The organism is Collimonas fungivorans Ter331, assembly GCF_000221045.1.
Lineage (GTDB): Bacteria > Pseudomonadota > Gammaproteobacteria > Burkholderiales > Burkholderiaceae_D > Collimonas > Collimonas fungivorans_A.
On the sequence record NC_015856.1, the window covers coordinates 619,031 to 635,740 of the forward strand.

Annotated in this window: 19 protein-coding genes; 17 read left to right on the forward strand and 2 right to left on the reverse strand. The window is 60.6% G+C overall.

What is annotated here, in order from left to right; all coding sequences use genetic code 11:
- Positions 1 to 11: 11 nt before the first annotated feature.
- From hisD to tatC, 12 genes are all read left to right on the forward strand, one after another.
- Positions 12 to 1,334: a histidinol dehydrogenase gene (gene hisD / locus CFU_RS02655; protein ID WP_041741127.1), complete on the forward strand. Its 1,323-nt coding sequence runs from the start codon at positions 12 to 14 to the stop codon at positions 1,332 to 1,334.
- A 40-nt stretch (positions 1,335 to 1,374) separates the two neighbouring features.
- Positions 1,375 to 2,175: a DNA-methyltransferase gene (locus tag CFU_RS02660; RefSeq protein WP_041741128.1), complete on the forward strand. Its 801-nt coding sequence runs from the start codon at positions 1,375 to 1,377 to the stop codon at positions 2,173 to 2,175.
- A gap of 242 nt (positions 2,176 to 2,417) precedes the next feature.
- Positions 2,418 to 3,014 (forward strand): imidazoleglycerol-phosphate dehydratase HisB, encoded by a 597-nt coding sequence (hisB, locus tag CFU_RS02665; RefSeq protein ID WP_014004509.1) that lies wholly within the window; start codon positions 2,418 to 2,420, stop codon positions 3,012 to 3,014.
- A gap of 57 nt (positions 3,015 to 3,071) precedes the next feature.
- Positions 3,072 to 3,710: an imidazole glycerol phosphate synthase subunit HisH gene (gene hisH / locus CFU_RS02670; protein ID WP_014004510.1), complete on the forward strand. Its 639-nt coding sequence runs from the start codon at positions 3,072 to 3,074 to the stop codon at positions 3,708 to 3,710.
- 79 nt (positions 3,711 to 3,789) lie between these two features.
- On the forward strand, positions 3,790 to 4,605 hold the full coding sequence (hisA, locus tag CFU_RS02675) for a 1-(5-phosphoribosyl)-5-[(5-phosphoribosylamino)methylideneamino]imidazole-4-carboxamide isomerase (protein WP_014004511.1): 816 nt from the start codon (positions 3,790 to 3,792) through the stop codon (positions 4,603 to 4,605).
- Complete coding sequence (gene hisF, locus CFU_RS02680) at positions 4,602 to 5,366, forward strand: imidazole glycerol phosphate synthase subunit HisF (protein WP_014004512.1); 765 nt, start codon at positions 4,602 to 4,604, stop codon at positions 5,364 to 5,366. The genes hisA and hisF overlap by 4 nt, the downstream gene beginning before the upstream one ends.
- Positions 5,363 to 5,758, forward strand: coding sequence for a phosphoribosyl-AMP cyclohydrolase (gene hisI / locus CFU_RS02685; protein WP_014004513.1), 396 nt, complete (start codon positions 5,363 to 5,365; stop codon positions 5,756 to 5,758). Before hisF ends, hisI begins: the two co-directional genes overlap by 4 nt.
- 17 nt (positions 5,759 to 5,775) lie before the next feature.
- Complete coding sequence (locus CFU_RS02690) at positions 5,776 to 6,153, forward strand: phosphoribosyl-ATP diphosphatase (protein WP_014004514.1); 378 nt, start codon at positions 5,776 to 5,778, stop codon at positions 6,151 to 6,153.
- Between the two features lie 23 nt (positions 6,154 to 6,176).
- Positions 6,177 to 6,548, forward strand: coding sequence for a histidine triad nucleotide-binding protein (locus CFU_RS02695; protein ID WP_041741129.1), 372 nt, complete (start codon positions 6,177 to 6,179; stop codon positions 6,546 to 6,548).
- A 95-nt stretch (positions 6,549 to 6,643) separates the two neighbouring features.
- Positions 6,644 to 6,853 (forward strand): Sec-independent protein translocase subunit TatA, encoded by a 210-nt coding sequence (gene tatA / locus CFU_RS02700; protein ID WP_041741130.1) that lies wholly within the window; start codon positions 6,644 to 6,646, stop codon positions 6,851 to 6,853.
- Positions 6,854 to 6,914: 61 nt separating this feature from the next.
- The gene (gene tatB, locus CFU_RS02705; RefSeq protein ID WP_041741131.1) at positions 6,915 to 7,415 is read left to right on the forward strand and encodes a Sec-independent protein translocase protein TatB; all 501 of its coding nucleotides are present in this window, start codon (positions 6,915 to 6,917) and stop codon (positions 7,413 to 7,415) included.
- An 85-nt stretch (positions 7,416 to 7,500) separates the two neighbouring features.
- Positions 7,501 to 8,271, forward strand: a complete 771-nt coding sequence (gene tatC / locus CFU_RS02710) for a twin-arginine translocase subunit TatC (RefSeq protein WP_041741132.1) — start codon at positions 7,501 to 7,503, stop codon at positions 8,269 to 8,271.
- Positions 8,272 to 8,302: 31 nt separating this feature from the next.
- Here the strand turns inward: tatC and CFU_RS02715 are convergent, their stop codons facing one another.
- Both CFU_RS02715 and CFU_RS02720 read right to left on the reverse strand, forming a co-directional pair.
- The gene (locus CFU_RS02715) at positions 8,303 to 8,989 is read right to left on the reverse strand and encodes a DUF2461 domain-containing protein (RefSeq protein WP_041741133.1); all 687 of its coding nucleotides are present in this window, start codon (positions 8,987 to 8,989) and stop codon (positions 8,303 to 8,305) included.
- 33 nt (positions 8,990 to 9,022) lie between these two features.
- The gene (locus CFU_RS02720; RefSeq protein WP_041741134.1) at positions 9,023 to 10,189 is read right to left on the reverse strand and encodes a Do family serine endopeptidase; all 1,167 of its coding nucleotides are present in this window, start codon (positions 10,187 to 10,189) and stop codon (positions 9,023 to 9,025) included.
- 52 nt (positions 10,190 to 10,241) lie between these two features.
- Here CFU_RS02720 and CFU_RS02725 point away from each other — a divergent pair, with 52 nt between their 5' ends.
- The 5 genes from CFU_RS02725 to CFU_RS02745 all read left to right on the forward strand — a co-directional run bounded on the left by CFU_RS02725 (position 10,242) and on the right by CFU_RS02745 (position 16,710).
- Complete coding sequence (locus CFU_RS02725) at positions 10,242 to 10,994, forward strand: Nif3-like dinuclear metal center hexameric protein (protein WP_081466545.1); 753 nt, start codon at positions 10,242 to 10,244, stop codon at positions 10,992 to 10,994.
- Between the two features lie 17 nt (positions 10,995 to 11,011).
- On the forward strand, positions 11,012 to 11,398 hold the full coding sequence (locus CFU_RS02730) for an RNA-binding S4 domain-containing protein (RefSeq protein ID WP_014004522.1): 387 nt from the start codon (positions 11,012 to 11,014) through the stop codon (positions 11,396 to 11,398).
- A gap of 348 nt (positions 11,399 to 11,746) precedes the next feature.
- Complete coding sequence (locus tag CFU_RS02735; protein ID WP_081466546.1) at positions 11,747 to 12,418, forward strand: TetR/AcrR family transcriptional regulator; 672 nt, start codon at positions 11,747 to 11,749, stop codon at positions 12,416 to 12,418.
- A 26-nt stretch (positions 12,419 to 12,444) separates the two neighbouring features.
- Positions 12,445 to 14,235 carry an acyl-CoA dehydrogenase C-terminal domain-containing protein gene (locus CFU_RS02740; protein ID WP_014004524.1) on the forward strand — a complete coding sequence of 597 codons (1,791 nt, stop codon included), beginning with the start codon at positions 12,445 to 12,447 and terminating at the stop codon, positions 14,233 to 14,235.
- A gap of 87 nt (positions 14,236 to 14,322) precedes the next feature.
- The gene (locus CFU_RS02745; protein WP_014004525.1) at positions 14,323 to 16,710 is read left to right on the forward strand and encodes a 3-hydroxyacyl-CoA dehydrogenase/enoyl-CoA hydratase family protein; all 2,388 of its coding nucleotides are present in this window, start codon (positions 14,323 to 14,325) and stop codon (positions 16,708 to 16,710) included.

The following is a 16,710-nucleotide window of genomic DNA, read 5'->3' on the forward strand; positions in this document are numbered from 1 at the left end:
CTGGAAGCAACATGATAGCAATCAGAAAACTCGATGCAGGACTGCCGGATTTCCAGGCGCACCTGACTGCGCTGCTGGCTTTCGAGGCCAGCGAAGACGAAGCCATCGACCAGGCTGCCGCGCGCATCCTGGCTGACGTCAAGGCGCGCGGCGACGCCGCCGTGCTGGAATACACCAACCGTTTCGACCGCCTCAGCGCCAACAGCGTCAGCCTGCTCGAAATTGGCCAGCAGGAACTGCAGGCGGCGCTGGCTGAACTGTCTCCCGAACGCCGCGGCGCCTTGCAGACTGCGGCCGACCGCGTGCGCAGCTACCACCAGCGCCAGAAAATCGAATGCGGTTCGGACGGCTTCAGTTACACCGAAGCCGACGGCACCGTGCTGGGGCAGAAAGTCACGCCGCTGGACCGCGTCGGCATCTATGTCCCCGGCGGCAAGGCGGCTTATCCTTCGTCGGTGCTGATGAATGCGATCCCGGCCAAGGTCGCCGGCGTGCAGGAAATCATCATGGTGGTGCCGACTCCGGACGGCGTCAAGAATCCGCTGGTGCTGGCCGCCGCGGCTATCGCCGGCGTCGACCGCGTGTTTACCATCGGCGGCGCGCAAGCGGTGGCGGCGCTGGCCTACGGCACTGCCACCATTCCCCAGGTCGACAAGATTGTCGGTCCCGGCAACGCCTATGTCGCGGCGGCCAAACGGCGCGTGTTCGGCACGGTCGGCATCGACATGATCGCCGGGCCCTCGGAAATCCTGGTGATCTGCGACGGCACTACCGATCCCGACTGGATCGCGATGGATCTGTTTTCGCAAGCCGAGCACGATGAACTGGCGCAATCGATCCTGCTGTGTCCGGACGCGGCGTATATTGCCGCCGTCGAAGCCAGCATCAACCGCCAGCTGCCGCTGATGCCGCGCCAGGAAGTGATCCGCACCTCGTTGGTCAACCGCGGCGCGCTGGTGAAAGTGCGCGACATGGAGCATGCCTGCGAGATCGCCAACCACATTGCCGCCGAGCACCTGGAAATTTCCGCTGAAAATCCGCAGCACTGGGCCGACCGCATCCGCCATGCCGGCGCCATGTTCCTCGGCCGGTTTTCGTCGGAAGCCTTGGGCGATTACTGCGCCGGTCCGAACCACGTGCTGCCGACTTCGCGCACCGCGCGTTTTTCGTCGCCGCTCGGCGTCTACGATTTCCAGAAACGCTCCAGCATCATCAACATCAGCGAGGCCGGCGCCCAGACCCTGGGCCAGGTCGCGGCGGAACTGGCGTACGGCGAAGGCTTGCAGGCGCATGCCCGGTCCGCCGAATACCGCTTGAAAGACAAGCCGCAATGACATCTGTCTTGGCAACGGCGGGCAACGGCGCGTGGCGGCGATGAACAACGACTGGATCGACCGTGTCTTTGGCGAGGACGCCCTGCAAGGCCTGCAGCGCATCCCGGACGGCTCAGTCGACCTGCTGCTGGCCGATCCGCCTTACGGCCTGGGCAAGGATTACGGCAACGATTCCGACAAGCTCGACACCGCGGCTTACTTGCGCTGGACCGAAGAATGGATAGACGCCGCCTTGCCGAAACTGAAACCCAACGGCAGCCTCTACATTTTCCTGACCTGGCGCTTCTCGCCCGAAATTTTTGTCATGCTCAAGCAGCGCATGATCATGAACAACGAAATCATCTGGGACCGGCGGGTGCCTTCGATGGGCGGCGGCACCCGGCGCTTTTCCTCGGTGCACGACACGATAGGCTTCTTTGCCTGTGCCAAGGACTATTACTTCGACCTCGACGCCATCCGCATTCCCTACGACGCCGAAACCAAGAAGGCCCGTTCGCGCTCGATTTTTGTCGGCGCCAAGTGGCTGGAGCTGGGCTATAACCCGAAAGACGTCTGGAGCGTCTCGCGCCTGCACCGCGAACATCGCGAGCGGGCCGACCATCCGACCCAAAAGCCGCTGGAAATCGTGGAACGCATGATCAAGGCGTCCTGCCCGCCGGGCGGGATCGTGCTCGATCCTTTCATGGGCAGCGGCACCACGGCAGTGGCGGCGCGCCGCTGCGGACGCCGCTTTGTCGGCTTTGAGCTCAACCCCGAGTATTGCGCGCTGATCGAGCAGCGGCTGGCGCAGCTCGACGGCCAGACCCCCGGCGAACGGCCGCTGGCTGAGCGTTCGGCTTGAATAGCAACGCTGATAGCGATTATCAGGCCTGCTATTAGCGGGAAAACATGAAAATGTCGGTAAAATGGCGGTGCAGCCCAAAAAGCTGCCTTGGCCAGGCTTCACTAGTGATCAATGGGGAAGCGGGGGAAGCAGAGAAGCTGCAACAATCCCGATCTTAAATCCGATCGTCGAATAATTTAGTACACTTACCTCCACGGCGCCTGTGCGCCACCACCTAGCAAATTGGTCTCAAGCTCAACATGTCTACGCCTCGAACTGCATCGATCACGCGCAATACCAACGAGACGCAAATCCGCGTCTCCATCAATCTGGACGGCAGCGGCCAGCAAAAGCTCAATACCGGCGTGCCGTTCCTCGACCACATGCTGGACCAGATTGCACGGCATGGCCTGATCGACCTCGATATCGAAGCCAATGGCGACCTGCATATCGACGCCCACCACACGGTGGAAGACGTCGGCATTACCTTGGGGCAAGCGTTCGCCAAGGCCATCGGCGACAAGAAGGGCATCCGCCGCTACGGCCATGCCTATGTGCCGCTGGATGAAGCGCTGTCGCGCGTAGTGATCGATTTTTCCGGCCGTCCCGGCCTGGAATTCCATGTACCGTTCAAGCGCGCCATGATCGGCGGCTTCGACGTCGACCTGACCCACGAATTTTTCCAGGGTTTTGTCAATCATGCACTGGTGTCTTTGCATATCGACAACCTGCGCGGCGAAAACGCCCATCATCAATGCGAAACCGTCTTCAAAGCGTTTGGCCGGGCGTTGCGCATGGCCGCAGAACTGGATCCGCGTTCCGCCGGCACCATTCCTTCGACCAAGGGCAGCCTTTAAGGCGAGCTTCGGTTGAGCTTATTTACCCGGACTTTCCTCGGGACTTGAATCTTTATCATGAACAAAATTGTTGTGGTTGACTATGGCATGGGCAACTTGCGCTCGGTGGCGCAAGCCCTGCGCCAGGTGGCGCCGGAAGCCGAGGTCCTGATCTCCGGCACGATTGCCGATATCCAGTCCGCCGACCGCCTGGTCTTGCCAGGGCAGGGCGCAATGCCGGACTGCATGCGCAGCCTGCGCGAATCAGGATTGCAGGAAGTGCTGCTGGAAGCGGCGCGCAACAAGCCGCTGCTGGGTGTCTGCGTCGGCGAACAGATGTTGTTCGACCTGAGCGAAGAGGGCAATACCGCAGGCCTGGGCTTGTTGCCCGGCAAGGTGCTGCGCTTCCGCCTGGACGGCCGGCTGCAGGACGACGGCTCGCGTTTCAAGGTGCCGCAGATGGGCTGGAACCGAGTGCGCCAGGCGCAGTCTCATCCGCTCTGGCACGGTATTGCCGACCAGGATTATTTTTATTTCGTCCATAGTTATTACGCAGCGCCGGCCGATGCCGCGCATACCTTCGGCGAGACTGAGTACGGTGCGGCGTTTAGCTGCGCGGTCGGTCGTGATAATATTTTCGCGACGCAGTTCCATCCGGAGAAAAGCGCCAGCGCCGGCTTGCAGCTGTACAAGAATTTCGTGCAATGGAAACCTTGAATATATTCCGGCATTAACGTTGGTTTATACGGTTTTTTATTCAGATTTTTAACTGACTTCACCTCATACAATTGTAGCCATGCTGCTGATACCTGCCATCGACCTCAAAGACGGTCACTGCGTACGCCTGAAACAGGGCGATATGGACCAAGCCACCGTGTTTTCCGACGATCCGGGCGAAATGGCCCGCCATTGGCTGATGCAAGGCGCGCGCCGCCTGCACCTGGTCGACCTGAACGGCGCGTTCGCCGGCAAGCCGAAGAACGAGCCTGCGGTCAAAGCCATCATCAAGGCGGTGCGCGAATTCGCCATACTCAACGGCGTAGAGGAAATCCCGGTGCAGCTGGGCGGCGGCATCCGTGACCTGGACACCATCGAACGCTACCTGGACGACGGCCTGAGCTACATCATCATCGGCACCGCCGCGGTCAAGAATCCGGGATTCCTGCATGATGCCTGCAGCGCCTTCCCGGGCCAGATCATCGTCGGCCTCGACGCCAAGGACGGCAAGGTCGCCACCGACGGCTGGAGCAAGCTGTCCGGCCACGAAGTGATCGACCTCGCCAAGAAATTCGAAGACTACGGCTGCGCCTCGATCGTGTACACCGACATCGGCCGCGACGGCATGATGGGCGGCGTCAACATCGAAGCCACCGTCAAGCTGGCGCAAAGCATGACCATCCCGGTGATCGCTTCCGGCGGCGTGCACAACGTCAAGGATGTCGAAGCGCTGTGCGCGGTGCAGGACGAAGGCATCGAGGCAGTGATTTGCGGCCGTTCGATCTACGAAGGCACGCTCGACCTGCGTTCGGCGCAGGAGCGCGCTGACGAACTGAGCGACGAATTCATCGAAGACGAAGGCCTGTCCGAGCAGCCCGACGCTGACCAGCCATGACGCTCGCCAAACGCATCATTCCCTGTCTCGACGTGACCAATGGCCGCGTGGTCAAGGGCGTCAATTTCCTCGAGCTGCGCGACGCCGGCGATCCGGTCGAGATTGCCCGCCGCTACGACCAGCAGGGCGCCGATGAAATTACCTTCCTCGACATTACCGCTTCCTCCGACGGCCGCGACCTGATCCTGCCGATCATCGAAGCGGTCGCCTCGCAGGTATTCATTCCGCTGACGGTGGGCGGCGGCGTGCGCGTGGTGGAAGATGTGCGGCGTTTGCTGAACGCGGGCGCCGACAAGGTCGGCATCAATACCTCCGCAGTCACCAATCCGCAGCTGGTGGCGGATGCCGCCGCCAAGTACGGATCGCAATGCATCGTGGTCGCCATCGACGCCAAGCAGGTCGCGCCTGGCAAGTGGGAAGTATTCACCCACGGCGGCCGCAAGGCCACCGGCCTGGATGCAATCGAATGGGCGCAAAAGATGGAGCAGCTGGGTGCGGGCGAAATCCTGCTCACCAGCATGGACCGCGACGGCACCAAGGTCGGTTTCGACTTGGCCTTGACCAGCAGCGTCTCCAACGCCGTGACGATCCCGGTGATTGCCTCCGGCGGCGTCGGCGGTTTGCAGGACCTGGCTGACGGCATCAAGATCGGCCGCGCCGATGCGGTGCTGGCGGCCAGCATTTTCCACTATGGTCAACATACTGTGCAGGAAGCCAAGCAATTCATGGCGGCACAGCAGATTCCGATGAGGCTAGCATGAGCACCGTGAGTTGGTTAAACAAGGTCAGATGGGATGAACACGGCCTGGTGCCGGTGATTGCCCAAGAGCTAGGCTCGAACGATGTCCTGATGTTCGCCTGGATGAACCGCGACGCCCTGGCGAAGACGGTAGCGCTGGGCGAGGCGGTGTACTGGAGCCGCACGCGCAAGAAACTATGGCACAAGGGCGAAGAGTCGGGCCATGTGCAGAAAGTGCACGAAATCCGTCTCGATTGCGACGAAGACGTGGTGCTGCTGAAAGTGACCCAGGCCGGCGACATCGCCTGCCATACCGGCCGCCATTCCTGCTTCTTCCAGAAACTGGAGAGCGACAGCAAGAGCTGGGAAACGGTTGAACCGGTATTGAAAGAGCCGGACGAAATTTACAAGTAACTAAACGGATTGCAATCATGAGTGAAACCCTGAAGCGCTTGGCGGCAGTCATCGAGTCGCGCAAGCCGGCTAACGGCGGCGACCCCGAGACGTCGTACGTGGCCCGCCTGTTCGCCAAGGGCGACGACGCGATCCTGAAAAAAATCGGCGAGGAAGCGACGGAAACCGTGATGGCGGCCAAGGATGCGCGGGTGGACGGCGACGTTTCCCACGTGCTGTACGAATGCGCCGACCTGTGGTTCCACTCGATGATCATGCTGGCCCAGTTCAACCTGACGCCGCAAGACGTGCTGCAGGAACTGGCGCGGCGCGAAGGCCTGTCCGGCATCGAAGAGAAGGCCAGCCGCAAGCTGAGCGCGCGTGAGCAGCAAGAAGCCGATCCACACAAGACCTGAAGCCTTTGCGACCCGGAGATAATTTGGAAAATTGTATTTTTTGCAAAATTGCAGCCAAGCAGATTCCCTCGAAAGCGATCTATGAAGACGACGACCTGATCGCTTTCCACGATATCAATCCGGCCGCGCCCATCCATTTCCTGATCGTGCCCAAGCAGCACATCCCGACTTTGGCCGATTGTACTGAGGCGCACGCCGCTTTGTTAGGTAAAATGGCGTTGCTGGCGCCGCGCCTGGCGCAAGAACAGGGCTGCGGTTACCAGCTGGACGAGCAGGGCCAGGCCAGCGGCGGCTACAAGACGATCTTCAACGTCGGGCCTGACGGCGGCCAAGAGGTGTACCATTTGCATATGCACGTCATCGGCGGACCAAAGCCGTGGCGCGGGCAGCGCTGATTGCAACGGACTGGTGTCCGGCGGCAACGGAGCTGGGATTAACGGTTAATTTGACTTAGCAGGATCGGGCAAGCTTGTCCGACAAGGAGAAAAAAATGGGTTCGTTCAGCATTTGGCACTGGTTGATCGTGCTGGTTATCGTCATGCTGGTGTTTGGCACCAAGAAAATCGGCAACATGGGTTCCGACCTGGGCAAGGCGGTCAAGGGCTTCAAGGATGGCGTCAAGGGCGAGGAAGAAAAGCAGGCCGCCGACAAGGCGACGATTGACGTCGCCGCCAAAGAAAAGGACAAGTCCGGCAACTGAGTCACGGCTGCCGGCGTGCATGCATGACGCCGGCCTGCCTTGAGGCTTGCCGCCACTCCTCATGATCGATATTGGTCTTACTAAACTCGCACTGATCGGCGTCGTTGCACTGGTTGTCATCGGGCCGGAGAAATTGCCGACCGTGGCCCGCATGGCGGGCTCCCTGTTCGGCCGTGCGCAGCGTTACATCAACGAGGTCAAATCCGAAGTCAGCCGCGAGATCGAGCTGGAAGAGCTGCGCAAGATGCAGAAAGACGTGCAGGAAGCAGCCAGCGACTTCGAGCAAAACATCAACAATAGCATCTCGGAGACCAGGGAGTCGCTGCATGCCGCCTGGAACGATAGCGGCACCGATAGCGCCGGCAGCTTTAATGTCGAGCAACTGGCGCAGACGCTCAAGGCCAAGAGTTTTCGCAAGAAAAAACTGGCGCGCACCAGCGGCGTTCCTGCCTGGTACAAACAGCAAAGCGGCCAGAAGGCGCGAGTCCTGTCGGGGGCCGCACGGGTCGCGAAATACCGTCCGGCTGGCCAAAGCAAGGCCTCCGGTTCATTTTTTTCATGATTTCATGCTTCGCCTCCAGCCGGGTCAACGCTGAGGCCTATGCTGAAATCGGCCAATCCGCTTGTTTGCAAAACACTCCGCTCCCATGACTGAAGAACAAAAGACCAGCGGCGTCGAAGAGACGTTCATTTCGCATCTGGTGGAATTGCGCAATCGCATCATGAAGGCGTCGATTGCCGTGATCGTGGTGTTCCTGTGCCTGATGCCTTGGGCCGCGCATATCTACGACCTGCTGGCGGCGCCTATGCTGGCCGCCCTGCCGGTGGGCGCCAAGATGATCGCCACCGGCGTCATCACGCCGTTCCTGATCCCGGTCAAGGTGACCTTGCTGCTGGCTTTTGTCATCGCCCTGCCATGGGTGCTGTACCAGCTATGGGCGTTTATCGCGCCGGGCTTGTATGCGCATGAAAAGAAACTGATCGCGCCGCTGGTGATTTCGTCTTCGTTATTGTTCATTATGGGCGTAGCGTTTTGCTACTACCTGGTATTCGGGGTGATTTTTCACTTCATCAACAATTTCGCCCCGAAGTCGGTCTCGGTGGCGCCGGACATCGATAGCTATTTCGACTTCGTGATGACCATGTTCATTGCCTTCGGCATGACGTTTGAAGTGCCTATCGTGGTCATCGTGCTGGTGCGCATGGGCCTGGTGTCGGTGGAAAAGCTGAAGTCGATCCGTCCCTACATCATTGTAGGAGCTTTCGTGATCGCCGCCGTTGTGACGCCGCCGGACATCATGAGCCAGCTGCTGCTGGCCGTGCCGTTATGCCTGTTGTTCGAGATAGGCCTGCTGGTGGCGCCGCTGTTCGTCAAGGCGACCCAGGCGCCGGCGGAAGAAGCGGAAAAAACCACTTGAATTGAACGGACAGCGCCAGGCTGCCCGGGTTTTACTCGGCTATCGGGGTCTTGATCTGCCGCAGCCAGCTTACCAGCGGGTAAGCGTCTTTAAAGCCGGACACCAGCTCTTTCTCCAGCGCGTCCGACAGCATCTTCTTCAGCGGCTGCTCGTTCCAGACGATAAAGTTTTTCATCTTGATGTATTCGATGTGCGGCGCGTCGGCGTCAAAGCCTTTGGGCGGCCGCTTCAGCTGGCCCTCGGTCTGCAGGTCGCCGTAAGTCTCCACCAGTTTCTTGTTTTTCAACACCTTGCCGAAACCCTTGGCATCGGCCACCACTTGCTGGCGGATCGCCCGCAGGCGGTCGGCCGGCGGCATGTATTCGCCGCCGGCGATGAGCAGAGTGCCGCTGGCGTCGATATGGAAATAATAAGCCGGCCCGCCGCCCTGGCTCGGCTTCTTCAGGCCGCTGGCGGTGATCGATGCCGAGAAATAGGATTTGTACGGACTCTTGTCGTGCGAGAAGCGCATGTCGCGGTTGATCCGGAACAGCGCTTTCTTCGGATTGCAGCCGGCGATCGCCGGATCGAACTTGCTGACCTGGGCGATCAGGCGCACCACCAGTTCCAGGAACTCTGCCCGCAAGATATCGTAGCGCGGCTTGTTCATGACAAACCAGGCCCGGTTGTTATTCTCCGCCAGCTCGGCGAGGTATTGGGTCAGATCGCGTACGTGCATTACCGGATTTCCTTTATGCGGGTTATTCGAATTTTATTCTGGCTCGCGCTTCATCGGCGGCCGCTTGCCGATAACGGCTTCTACCGTGGTTTCCTGGGTCTTGCGCAATACCGTCAGCTTGGCTTTGCTGCCGGGCTGCAACTGGGCGATCAGGTTGGTCATGTCGGTGCTGTCGGCGATCGGCTTGCCTTCGATCGCCACCAGGATGTCGCCCGGTTTCAGGCCGGCCTTGTCGGCCGGGCCGTTCTTGATCACGCCGGCGATGATGGCGCCGGTGCTGCGGTTCAGGCCGAAGCTCTCGGCCAGTTCGGGCGTGATGTCCTGCGGTTCGACGCCGATATAACCGCGCACCATGTGGCCGGTATTGATGATCGATTCCATCACGGTCTTGGCGGTCGTCATCGGCACGGCGAAACCGATCCCGAGCGAACCGCCGGTGCGCGAATAGATCGCGGTGTTGATGCCGATCAGGTTGCCGTTGGTGTCGATCAGGGCGCCGCCGGAATTGCCGGGGTTGATCGCAGCATCGGTCTGGATGAAGTTCTCGAACTGGTTGATGCCGAGATGGCTGCGACCCAGCGCCGAAATGATCCCCATGGTCACCGTCTGGCCGACCCCGAACGGATTGCCGATCGCCAGCACGACGTCGCCGACGCTGGCCTGGTCAGCGCGGCCCAGCGTCACCGCAGGCAGGTTCGGCAGCTCGATCTTGATCACGGCCAGGTCGGTTTCAGGATCGGTGCCGACTACCTTGGCAGTAGTGGTGCGGCCGTCGGCCAGCGCCACTTCGATTTCGTCGGCGGCTTCCACCACATGGTTATTGGTCAGGATATAACCCTGGGCGCTGACGATGACGCCCGAGCCCAGGCTGGACTGCTTGTCATCGGCATCGTCGCCGCGGTCGCCGAAGAACTTCCGCAGCAGCGGATCTTCCGGCATGTCGGGGGTGACCGGCTTGGCGTCCTTGCTGGTGAACACGTTCACCACCGACGGCATGGCGCGCTGCGCAGCCTGGCGGTAGGAACCCGGCGTCGGCGTGCCCGGCGTGGCTTCCTGCAGCGGCACCTTGGAGGCGGCGATATGCAGCGGCGAACTGGTCAAGGCGCCGTTTAGCCAATCCGGCTTCAAGGTCGTTACAATGAACCAGATCGCTAAACCGATGGTGATGGTTTGCGCAAATAACAGCCAGAAACGTCGCATAGTGAAGATCTTAGAAGGAGTAGGAATCGTGAATCAAGAATCGGTGAAACCGGTGGATCGTATTGAACTGGCGAAATATCTTGCCGAAGCGTTAAATATTACACAGTTCCGTGATTATTGCCCAAATGGCCTGCAGGTGGAAGGACGCGCTGAAATTAGGCGCCTGGTGACAGGCGTCACCGCCAGCCTCGCCCTGCTGGAAGCGGCCGCGGACAGCGGTGCAGACGCGATCCTGGTGCACCACGGTTATTTTTGGCGCGGCGAAGATGCGCGCGTCGTCGGCCCTAAACACAAACGCCTGAAATTGCTGCTGGCGCACGACATCAACCTGTTTGCCTACCACCTGCCGCTCGATGCCCACCCGGAATTCGGCAACAATGTGCAGCTGGCGCAACAACTGGGCCTGGCGCCGCACGGGCGCTTCGGCGACGACAGCCTGGGCTGGCTGGGGAGCGCCGTCGATCCGCAGGTAAGCACCGTGGGCGACCTGGCGAATGTGATCGAGCGCCGGCTGCAGCGCGCCCCGGTCCTGATCGGCGATCCGTCCCAGCCGCTGGGGCAAATCGCCTGGTGCACCGGCGCCGCGCAAAGCCTGCTGGGCGATGCGATTGCCGCCGGCGCCGGGGTCTACATCAGCGGCGAGATTTCCGAGCCGACCGTGCACCTGGCGCGCGAAACCGGCGTGGCTTACCTGGCGGCCGGCCATCACGCCACCGAGCGTTACGGCGTGCAAGCGCTGGGCCGCCACCTGGCCGAACGTTTCGGCCTGCAGCATCAATTCATCGACATCGACAATCCGGTTTAATGTATGAGTAACGCAGCATGAGCAAAACAGTCGAAGCAGTGCGAATCGACAAATGGCTGTGGGCGGCGCGGTTTTTCAAGACCCGCACGCTGGCCAGCGACGCCATCGACAACGGCAAGGTCAGGCTGAACGACGAGCGGACCAAGCCCGCGCACAACCTCAAGAGCGGCGATATCCTGGCAATCGACAACGGCGCCAGCGTGTGGGAGGTGGCGGTACTGCTCCTGAGCGACACCCGCAGCTCGGCGGCGATTGCGCAGACGCTGTACCGGGAAACCGAGCAAAGCATAGCGAAACGCGCAACGCTGGCGGAAGACAGGCGGTTTTTCCGCGAGCCGACCATGCAGCTCAAAGGGCGGCCGACCAAGCGCGACCGCCGTCTGCTGGACAAGACGCAGTCCTGACAATCTTCAATAGCGATTTGACATCGCCTGCGTCCGCGTTTCGCGCTAGCGTGGAGCAGCCAGGACGTTTTCCCCTCAGGCGCGGCCGGCCAGGCGCGGCTACTGTTTCCGGGAGTCGAGGCGGGTAAATGGAACCCGCTCCGGATTTCGAAGGAATTCTCGGTAGAACGGCCCCTCTAAGTCGCTGTTTGACATTTCGATTCTGGTGCATAATAGTACGAGCGTTCGCATTCTTGCCGGCAGCCGCCGTCAAGCAGGCCAACGCCGGATATTTCCAGACGAAGATTTCCAAATACGACCAGACAGGACAGGACTATCGTGGCACATACTGACATGCCGCCGAAATTCATGCGTAAAGGCGAAATGACGCGGGCAGCGATTCTCGACGTTGCCATCACGCTGGCGAGCCGTGACGGCCTTGAAGGTCTGACGATCGGCCTGCTGGCTGAAAAAATGAACATGAGCAAATCCGGCGTGTTTGCCCATTTCGGCTCGCGCGAGGATCTGCAGATCGAAGTGGTGAAGCTGTACCACCGCCAGTTCGAGCAGGAAGTGTTCTATCCGAGCATCAAGGAAGCGCGCGGCCTGCCGCGCCTGGAATGCATGTTTGCGCGCTGGATCCGGCAGGTGACGATTGAAATCGCCTCCGGCTGCATCTATATCAGCGGCGCCGTCGAATACGACGACCGGCCCGGCGAAATCCGCGAGCAGCTGGTGACCATGGTGCAGACCTGGCAACAGGCCTTGCATCGCTGCGCGCTGCAGGCAATCGAGGCCGGCCACCTGCGTGGCGACACCGACGCCGACCAGCTGGTCTACGAGATGTACGGCCTGATCCTGGGTTTGCATCACGACGCCCGTTTCCTGAAAAAGGCCGGCAGCGTGGAGCGCGCGCAAAAAGGCTTTGACCGCCTGATCGACAGCTATCGCGATACACAGGTCGATACCCAGGCCACCAAGAAATCCTCGCAAACGAATCAAAAAATCGCTGCCAAGCCGGCAGCTAGATCAATCCAGTAAATACAAACAATCATCAGGAGAGCACCATGGGTCAATACGTCGCGCCACTGCGGGATATGCAATTCGTCATGCACGAGCTGCTGCATGTAGAAGATGAACTGAAACAATTGCCGAAGCATGCCGAGATCGATGCCGACATCATCAATCAGGTGCTGGAAGAGGGCGGTAAATTCACCTCCCAGGTACTGTTCCCGCTGAACCATTCCGGCGACCGCGAAGGCTGCCACCACGACAAGGCTACGCACACCGTCACCGCCCCGAAGGGTTTCAAGGAAGCCTACAAGCAGTACGTGGAAGCCGGCTGGCCATCGCTGTCCTGCGATCCTGAATTCGGCGGTCAGGGTTTGCCGCTGGTGATCAACAATTCGTTCTACGAAATGATGAACTCGGCCAACCAGGCCTGGACCATGTATCCGGGCTTGTCGCACGGCGCCTACGAGTGCTTGCACGCACACGGCACGCCAGAGCAGCAAGCCTTGTACCTGCCTAAGCTGGTTTCCGGCGAATGGACCGGCACCATGTGCCTGACCGAAGCGCATTGCGGCACCGACCTCGGCATGCTGCGCTCGAAAGCAGAGCCGCAAGCCGACGGTTCCTACAGCATCACCGGCAGCAAGATTTTCATCTCGGCCGGCGAGCACGACATGTCGCAAAACATCCTGCACCTGGTGCTGGCGCGCCTGCCAGGCGCACCGGAAGGTTCCAAGGGCATCTCGCTGTTCCTGGTGCCGAAGTTCCTGCCGAATGCAGACGGTTCGCTGGGTGCGCGCAATCCGATCACCTGCGGCGCGATCGAAGAAAAAATGGGCATCCACGGCAACTCGACCTGCCAGATGAACCTGGACGGCGCCACCGGCTGGATCATCGGTGCTCCGCACAAGGGCTTGAACGCGATGTTCGTATTCATGAACGCCGCCCGCCTCGGCGTCGGCATGCAAGGCCTGGGTTTGACTGAAGTGGCTTACCAGAACGCGCTGGTGTACGCCAAGGACCGCATCCAGATGCGCAGCCTGTCGGGCGTCAAGGCGCCGGACAAGCCAGCCGATCCGATCATCGTCCATCCTGACGTGCGCCGCATGCTGTTGACGGCAAAAGCGTATGCCGAAGGCGCGCGCGCTTTCTGTTCTTACGTCGCGCTGCAGCTGGACAAGGAACTGAACCACCCGGACGAACAAGTGCGCAAGGACTGCGCCGATGAAGTCGCCCTGCTGACCCCGGTGGTCAAGGCCTTCATCACCGACAACGCCTGGACTGCGACATCGGAATGCATGCAGGTGTACGGCGGCCACGGTTTCATCGCCGAATGGGGCATGGAGCAGTATGTGCGCGACGCCCGCATCAACATGATCTACGAAGGCACCAACACCATCCAGTCGCTCGACCTGCTGGGCCGCAAGGTATTGATGGACAATGGCGCCAAGCTGAAGAAATTCGGCGCCAAGGTGCAAGCCTTCATCGAAGAAAACGGCGCCGACGAAGCCTTGTCGGAATTCATCACGCCGCTGGCCGACCTCGGCGACAAGGTCAGCAAGCTGACCATGGAAATCGGCATGAAGGCTTTCCAGAATCCGGACGAAGCCGGTGCGGCAGCCGTTCCTTACCTGCGCGTAGTCGGCCACTTGGTCTACGCCTACTTCTTTGCGCAAATGGCAAAGATCGCGCTCGCCAAGCAAGACTCGGGCGACAAGTTCTACGTTTCCAAGCTGGCCACCGCACGTTTCTATTTCGCGCGCCTGCTGCCGGAAACCGCAATGCTGATTCGCCAGGCACGTTCCGGCTCGGGTAGCCTGATGGCGCTGGATGCGGATTTGTTCTAACGGATTTGTTCTAAATGAGCCGTAGGGTGGCCATGCGCTGCAAGCGAGCATGGCCACGCCCCCAACAGACTGACCAAGGAGATACAAGTGTCCAATTTCATCGTTAAAAAAGTCGCCGTCCTCGGCGCCGGCGTGATGGGTGCGCAAATTGCCGCCCACTGCCTGAACGCCAAGGTGCCGGTAGTGCTGTTCGACCTGCCGGCCAAGGAAGGCCCGAAAAACGGCATCGTCCTGCGCGCTATCGAAAACCTGAAGAAGCTCAGCCCCGCGCCGCTCGGCAACAAGGATGACGCCTCGCTGATCGAAGTCGCCAACTACGAAGACAACCTGGATGTGCTGGCCGGCTGCGACCTGATCATCGAAGCCATCGCCGAGCGCATGGACTGGAAACATGACCTGTACAAGAAGGTCGCGCCGCATATCGCGCCGAACGCCATCTTCGCTTCCAATACTTCAGGCCTGTCGATCACCGCCTTGTCGGAAGGTTTCGACGCTGAACTGAAAGCACGCTTCTGCGGCGTCCACTTCTTCAACCCGCCGCGCTACATGCACCTGGTGGAATTGATTCCTACCGCCACCACCAAGCCAGAGATCCTCGACCAGCTGGAAGGTTTCCTGGCGACGACGCTGGGCAAGGGCGTTGTGCGCGCTAAAGATACCCCTAACTTCATCGCCAACCGCGTAGGCGTGTTCGGCATCCTGTCGACCGTGCACCAGGCTGACAAATTCGGCCTCTCGGTCGACGTTGTGGATGACCTGACCGGCGCCAAGCTGGGCCGCGCCAAATCGGGTACCTTCCGTACCGCCGACGTGGTCGGGCTGGACACCATGGGCCATGTGATCAAAACCATGCAGGACAACCTGAAGGACGATCCTTTCTACGGCGTGTATGCCACGCCGCCGCTGCTGGCCAAGCTGGTCGAGCAGGGCGCGCTGGGCCAGAAGGCCGGCGCCGGTTTCTACAAGAAGGTCGGCAAGGACATCCTGCGCATTGACGCCGCCAAGGGCGAATACGTCACCGGCGGCGGCAAGGCCGACGAACTGGTGGCACGCATCCTGAAAGACAAGGATCCAGTCAAGCGCATGAAAACCCTGCGCGAATCGACTAATCCGCAGGCGCAGTTCCTGTGGGCCATTTTCCGCGACGGCTTCCACTACATTGCAGTCCACATGGAATCGATTGCCGACAACGCGCGCGACATCGATTTCGCCATGCGCTGGGGCTTCGGCTGGAGCGTAGGCCCGTTCGAAATCTGGCAAGCCGCCGACTGGAAACAGATCGCCGGCTGGGTCAAGGAAGACATCGACGCCGGCAAGGCGCTGTGCAATGCACCGCTGCCAGCCTGGGTATTCGACGGCCGCACCGGTGTGCACGCTGCCGACGGTTCTTATTCGCCAGCGAAGAAAGCCAACGTCGCCCGCTCCACTTTGCCAGTCTACGAGCGCCAGGTGTTCCGCGCACCGTTGCTGGGTGAAGGCGTGGCCGACGGCAAGACTGCCGGCACCACCGTATTCGAGGATGACTCGGTACGCGCATGGCACCAGAACGACGACGTCCTGGTCCTGTCCTTCAAGACCAAGATGCACGTGATCGGACCTGGCGTCATCGCCGGCCTGAACAAGGCGGTGGCCGAAGCAGAAAAGAATTACAAGGGCCTGGTGCTATGGCACGCGGATGCAGCCGAAGGCGGCGCATTCTCGGCCGGCGCCGACCTGCAGTCGATGCTGCCTTTGTTCATGTCGGGCGGCGCCAAGGCGATCGAACCGATGGTCGCCGAGTTGCAGCAGGCATTCATGGGCCTCAAGTACGCCAGCGTACCGGTAGTTGCTGCGGTGGCCGGCCTGGCGCTGGGCGGCGGCTGCGAGCTGGCCTTGCACACAGCCAAGCGTGTGGCCTCGATCGAGTCGTATATCGGCCTGGTTGAAGTCGGCGTCGGCCTGATCCCGGCCGGCGGCGGTTTGAAGGAAGCGGCAGTACGCGCCGCCAACGACGCCAAGGGCAACGACATCCTGCAATTCCTGAAGACCTCTTTCCTCAACGCCGCCACCGCCAATGTCTCGAAATCGGCCTTGCAAGCGAAGAGCATGGGCTACCTGAAGGCCGACGACGTGATCGTGTTCAATGCCTACGAGCTGCTGCATGTGGCCAAGGTCGAAGCGCGCGCCATGTTCGACGCCGGCTATCGTCCACCGCTGAAAGCGCAGATCGCAGTCACTGGCCGTTACGGCGTCGCCACCATCATGGCGCAGCTGGTCAACATGCGCGACGGCGGTTTCATCTCCGCCCATGACTACAAGCTGGGCACCATGATCGCCAACATCGTTTGCGGCGGCGAAGTGGAAGAAGGCAGCGTGGTGAATGAACAATGGTTGCTGGACCTGGAACGCAAAGCGTTCGTCGAACTGCTGAACAACCCCAAGACGCAAGAGCGGATCATGGGCATGATGCAGACCGGCAAACCAGTGCGCAACTAA

What these genes read in the sequence shown, in the direction of transcription:
- CFU_RS02660 (WP_041741128.1), top strand. Translation starts at nt 1,375, where the DNA reads ATGAACAACGACTGGATCGACCGTGTCTTTGGCGAGGACGCCCTGCAA.
- hisD (WP_041741127.1), top strand. Translation starts at nt 12, where the DNA reads ATGATAGCAATCAGAAAACTCGATGCAGGACTGCCGGATTTCCAGGCG.
- CFU_RS02740 (WP_014004524.1), top strand. Translation starts at nt 12,445, where the DNA reads ATGGGTCAATACGTCGCGCCACTGCGGGATATGCAATTCGTCATGCAC.
- CFU_RS02720 (WP_041741134.1), bottom strand. Translation starts at nt 10,189, where the DNA reads ATGCGACGTTTCTGGCTGTTATTTGCGCAAACCATCACCATCGGTTTA.
- hisA (WP_014004511.1), top strand. Translation starts at nt 3,790, where the DNA reads ATGCTGCTGATACCTGCCATCGACCTCAAAGACGGTCACTGCGTACGC.
- CFU_RS02730 (WP_014004522.1), top strand. Translation starts at nt 11,012, where the DNA reads ATGAGCAAAACAGTCGAAGCAGTGCGAATCGACAAATGGCTGTGGGCG.
- tatC (WP_041741132.1), top strand. Translation starts at nt 7,501, where the DNA reads ATGACTGAAGAACAAAAGACCAGCGGCGTCGAAGAGACGTTCATTTCG.
- tatA (WP_041741130.1), top strand. Translation starts at nt 6,644, where the DNA reads ATGGGTTCGTTCAGCATTTGGCACTGGTTGATCGTGCTGGTTATCGTC.
- tatB (WP_041741131.1), top strand. Translation starts at nt 6,915, where the DNA reads ATGATCGATATTGGTCTTACTAAACTCGCACTGATCGGCGTCGTTGCA.
- CFU_RS02690 (WP_014004514.1), top strand. Translation starts at nt 5,776, where the DNA reads ATGAGTGAAACCCTGAAGCGCTTGGCGGCAGTCATCGAGTCGCGCAAG.
- CFU_RS02735 (WP_081466546.1), top strand. Translation starts at nt 11,747, where the DNA reads ATGCGTAAAGGCGAAATGACGCGGGCAGCGATTCTCGACGTTGCCATC.
- CFU_RS02715 (WP_041741133.1), bottom strand. Translation starts at nt 8,989, where the DNA reads ATGCACGTACGCGATCTGACCCAATACCTCGCCGAGCTGGCGGAGAAT.
- hisI (WP_014004513.1), top strand. Translation starts at nt 5,363, where the DNA reads ATGAGCACCGTGAGTTGGTTAAACAAGGTCAGATGGGATGAACACGGC.
- hisB (WP_014004509.1), top strand. Translation starts at nt 2,418, where the DNA reads ATGTCTACGCCTCGAACTGCATCGATCACGCGCAATACCAACGAGACG.
- hisF (WP_014004512.1), top strand. Translation starts at nt 4,602, where the DNA reads ATGACGCTCGCCAAACGCATCATTCCCTGTCTCGACGTGACCAATGGC.
- hisH (WP_014004510.1), top strand. Translation starts at nt 3,072, where the DNA reads ATGAACAAAATTGTTGTGGTTGACTATGGCATGGGCAACTTGCGCTCG.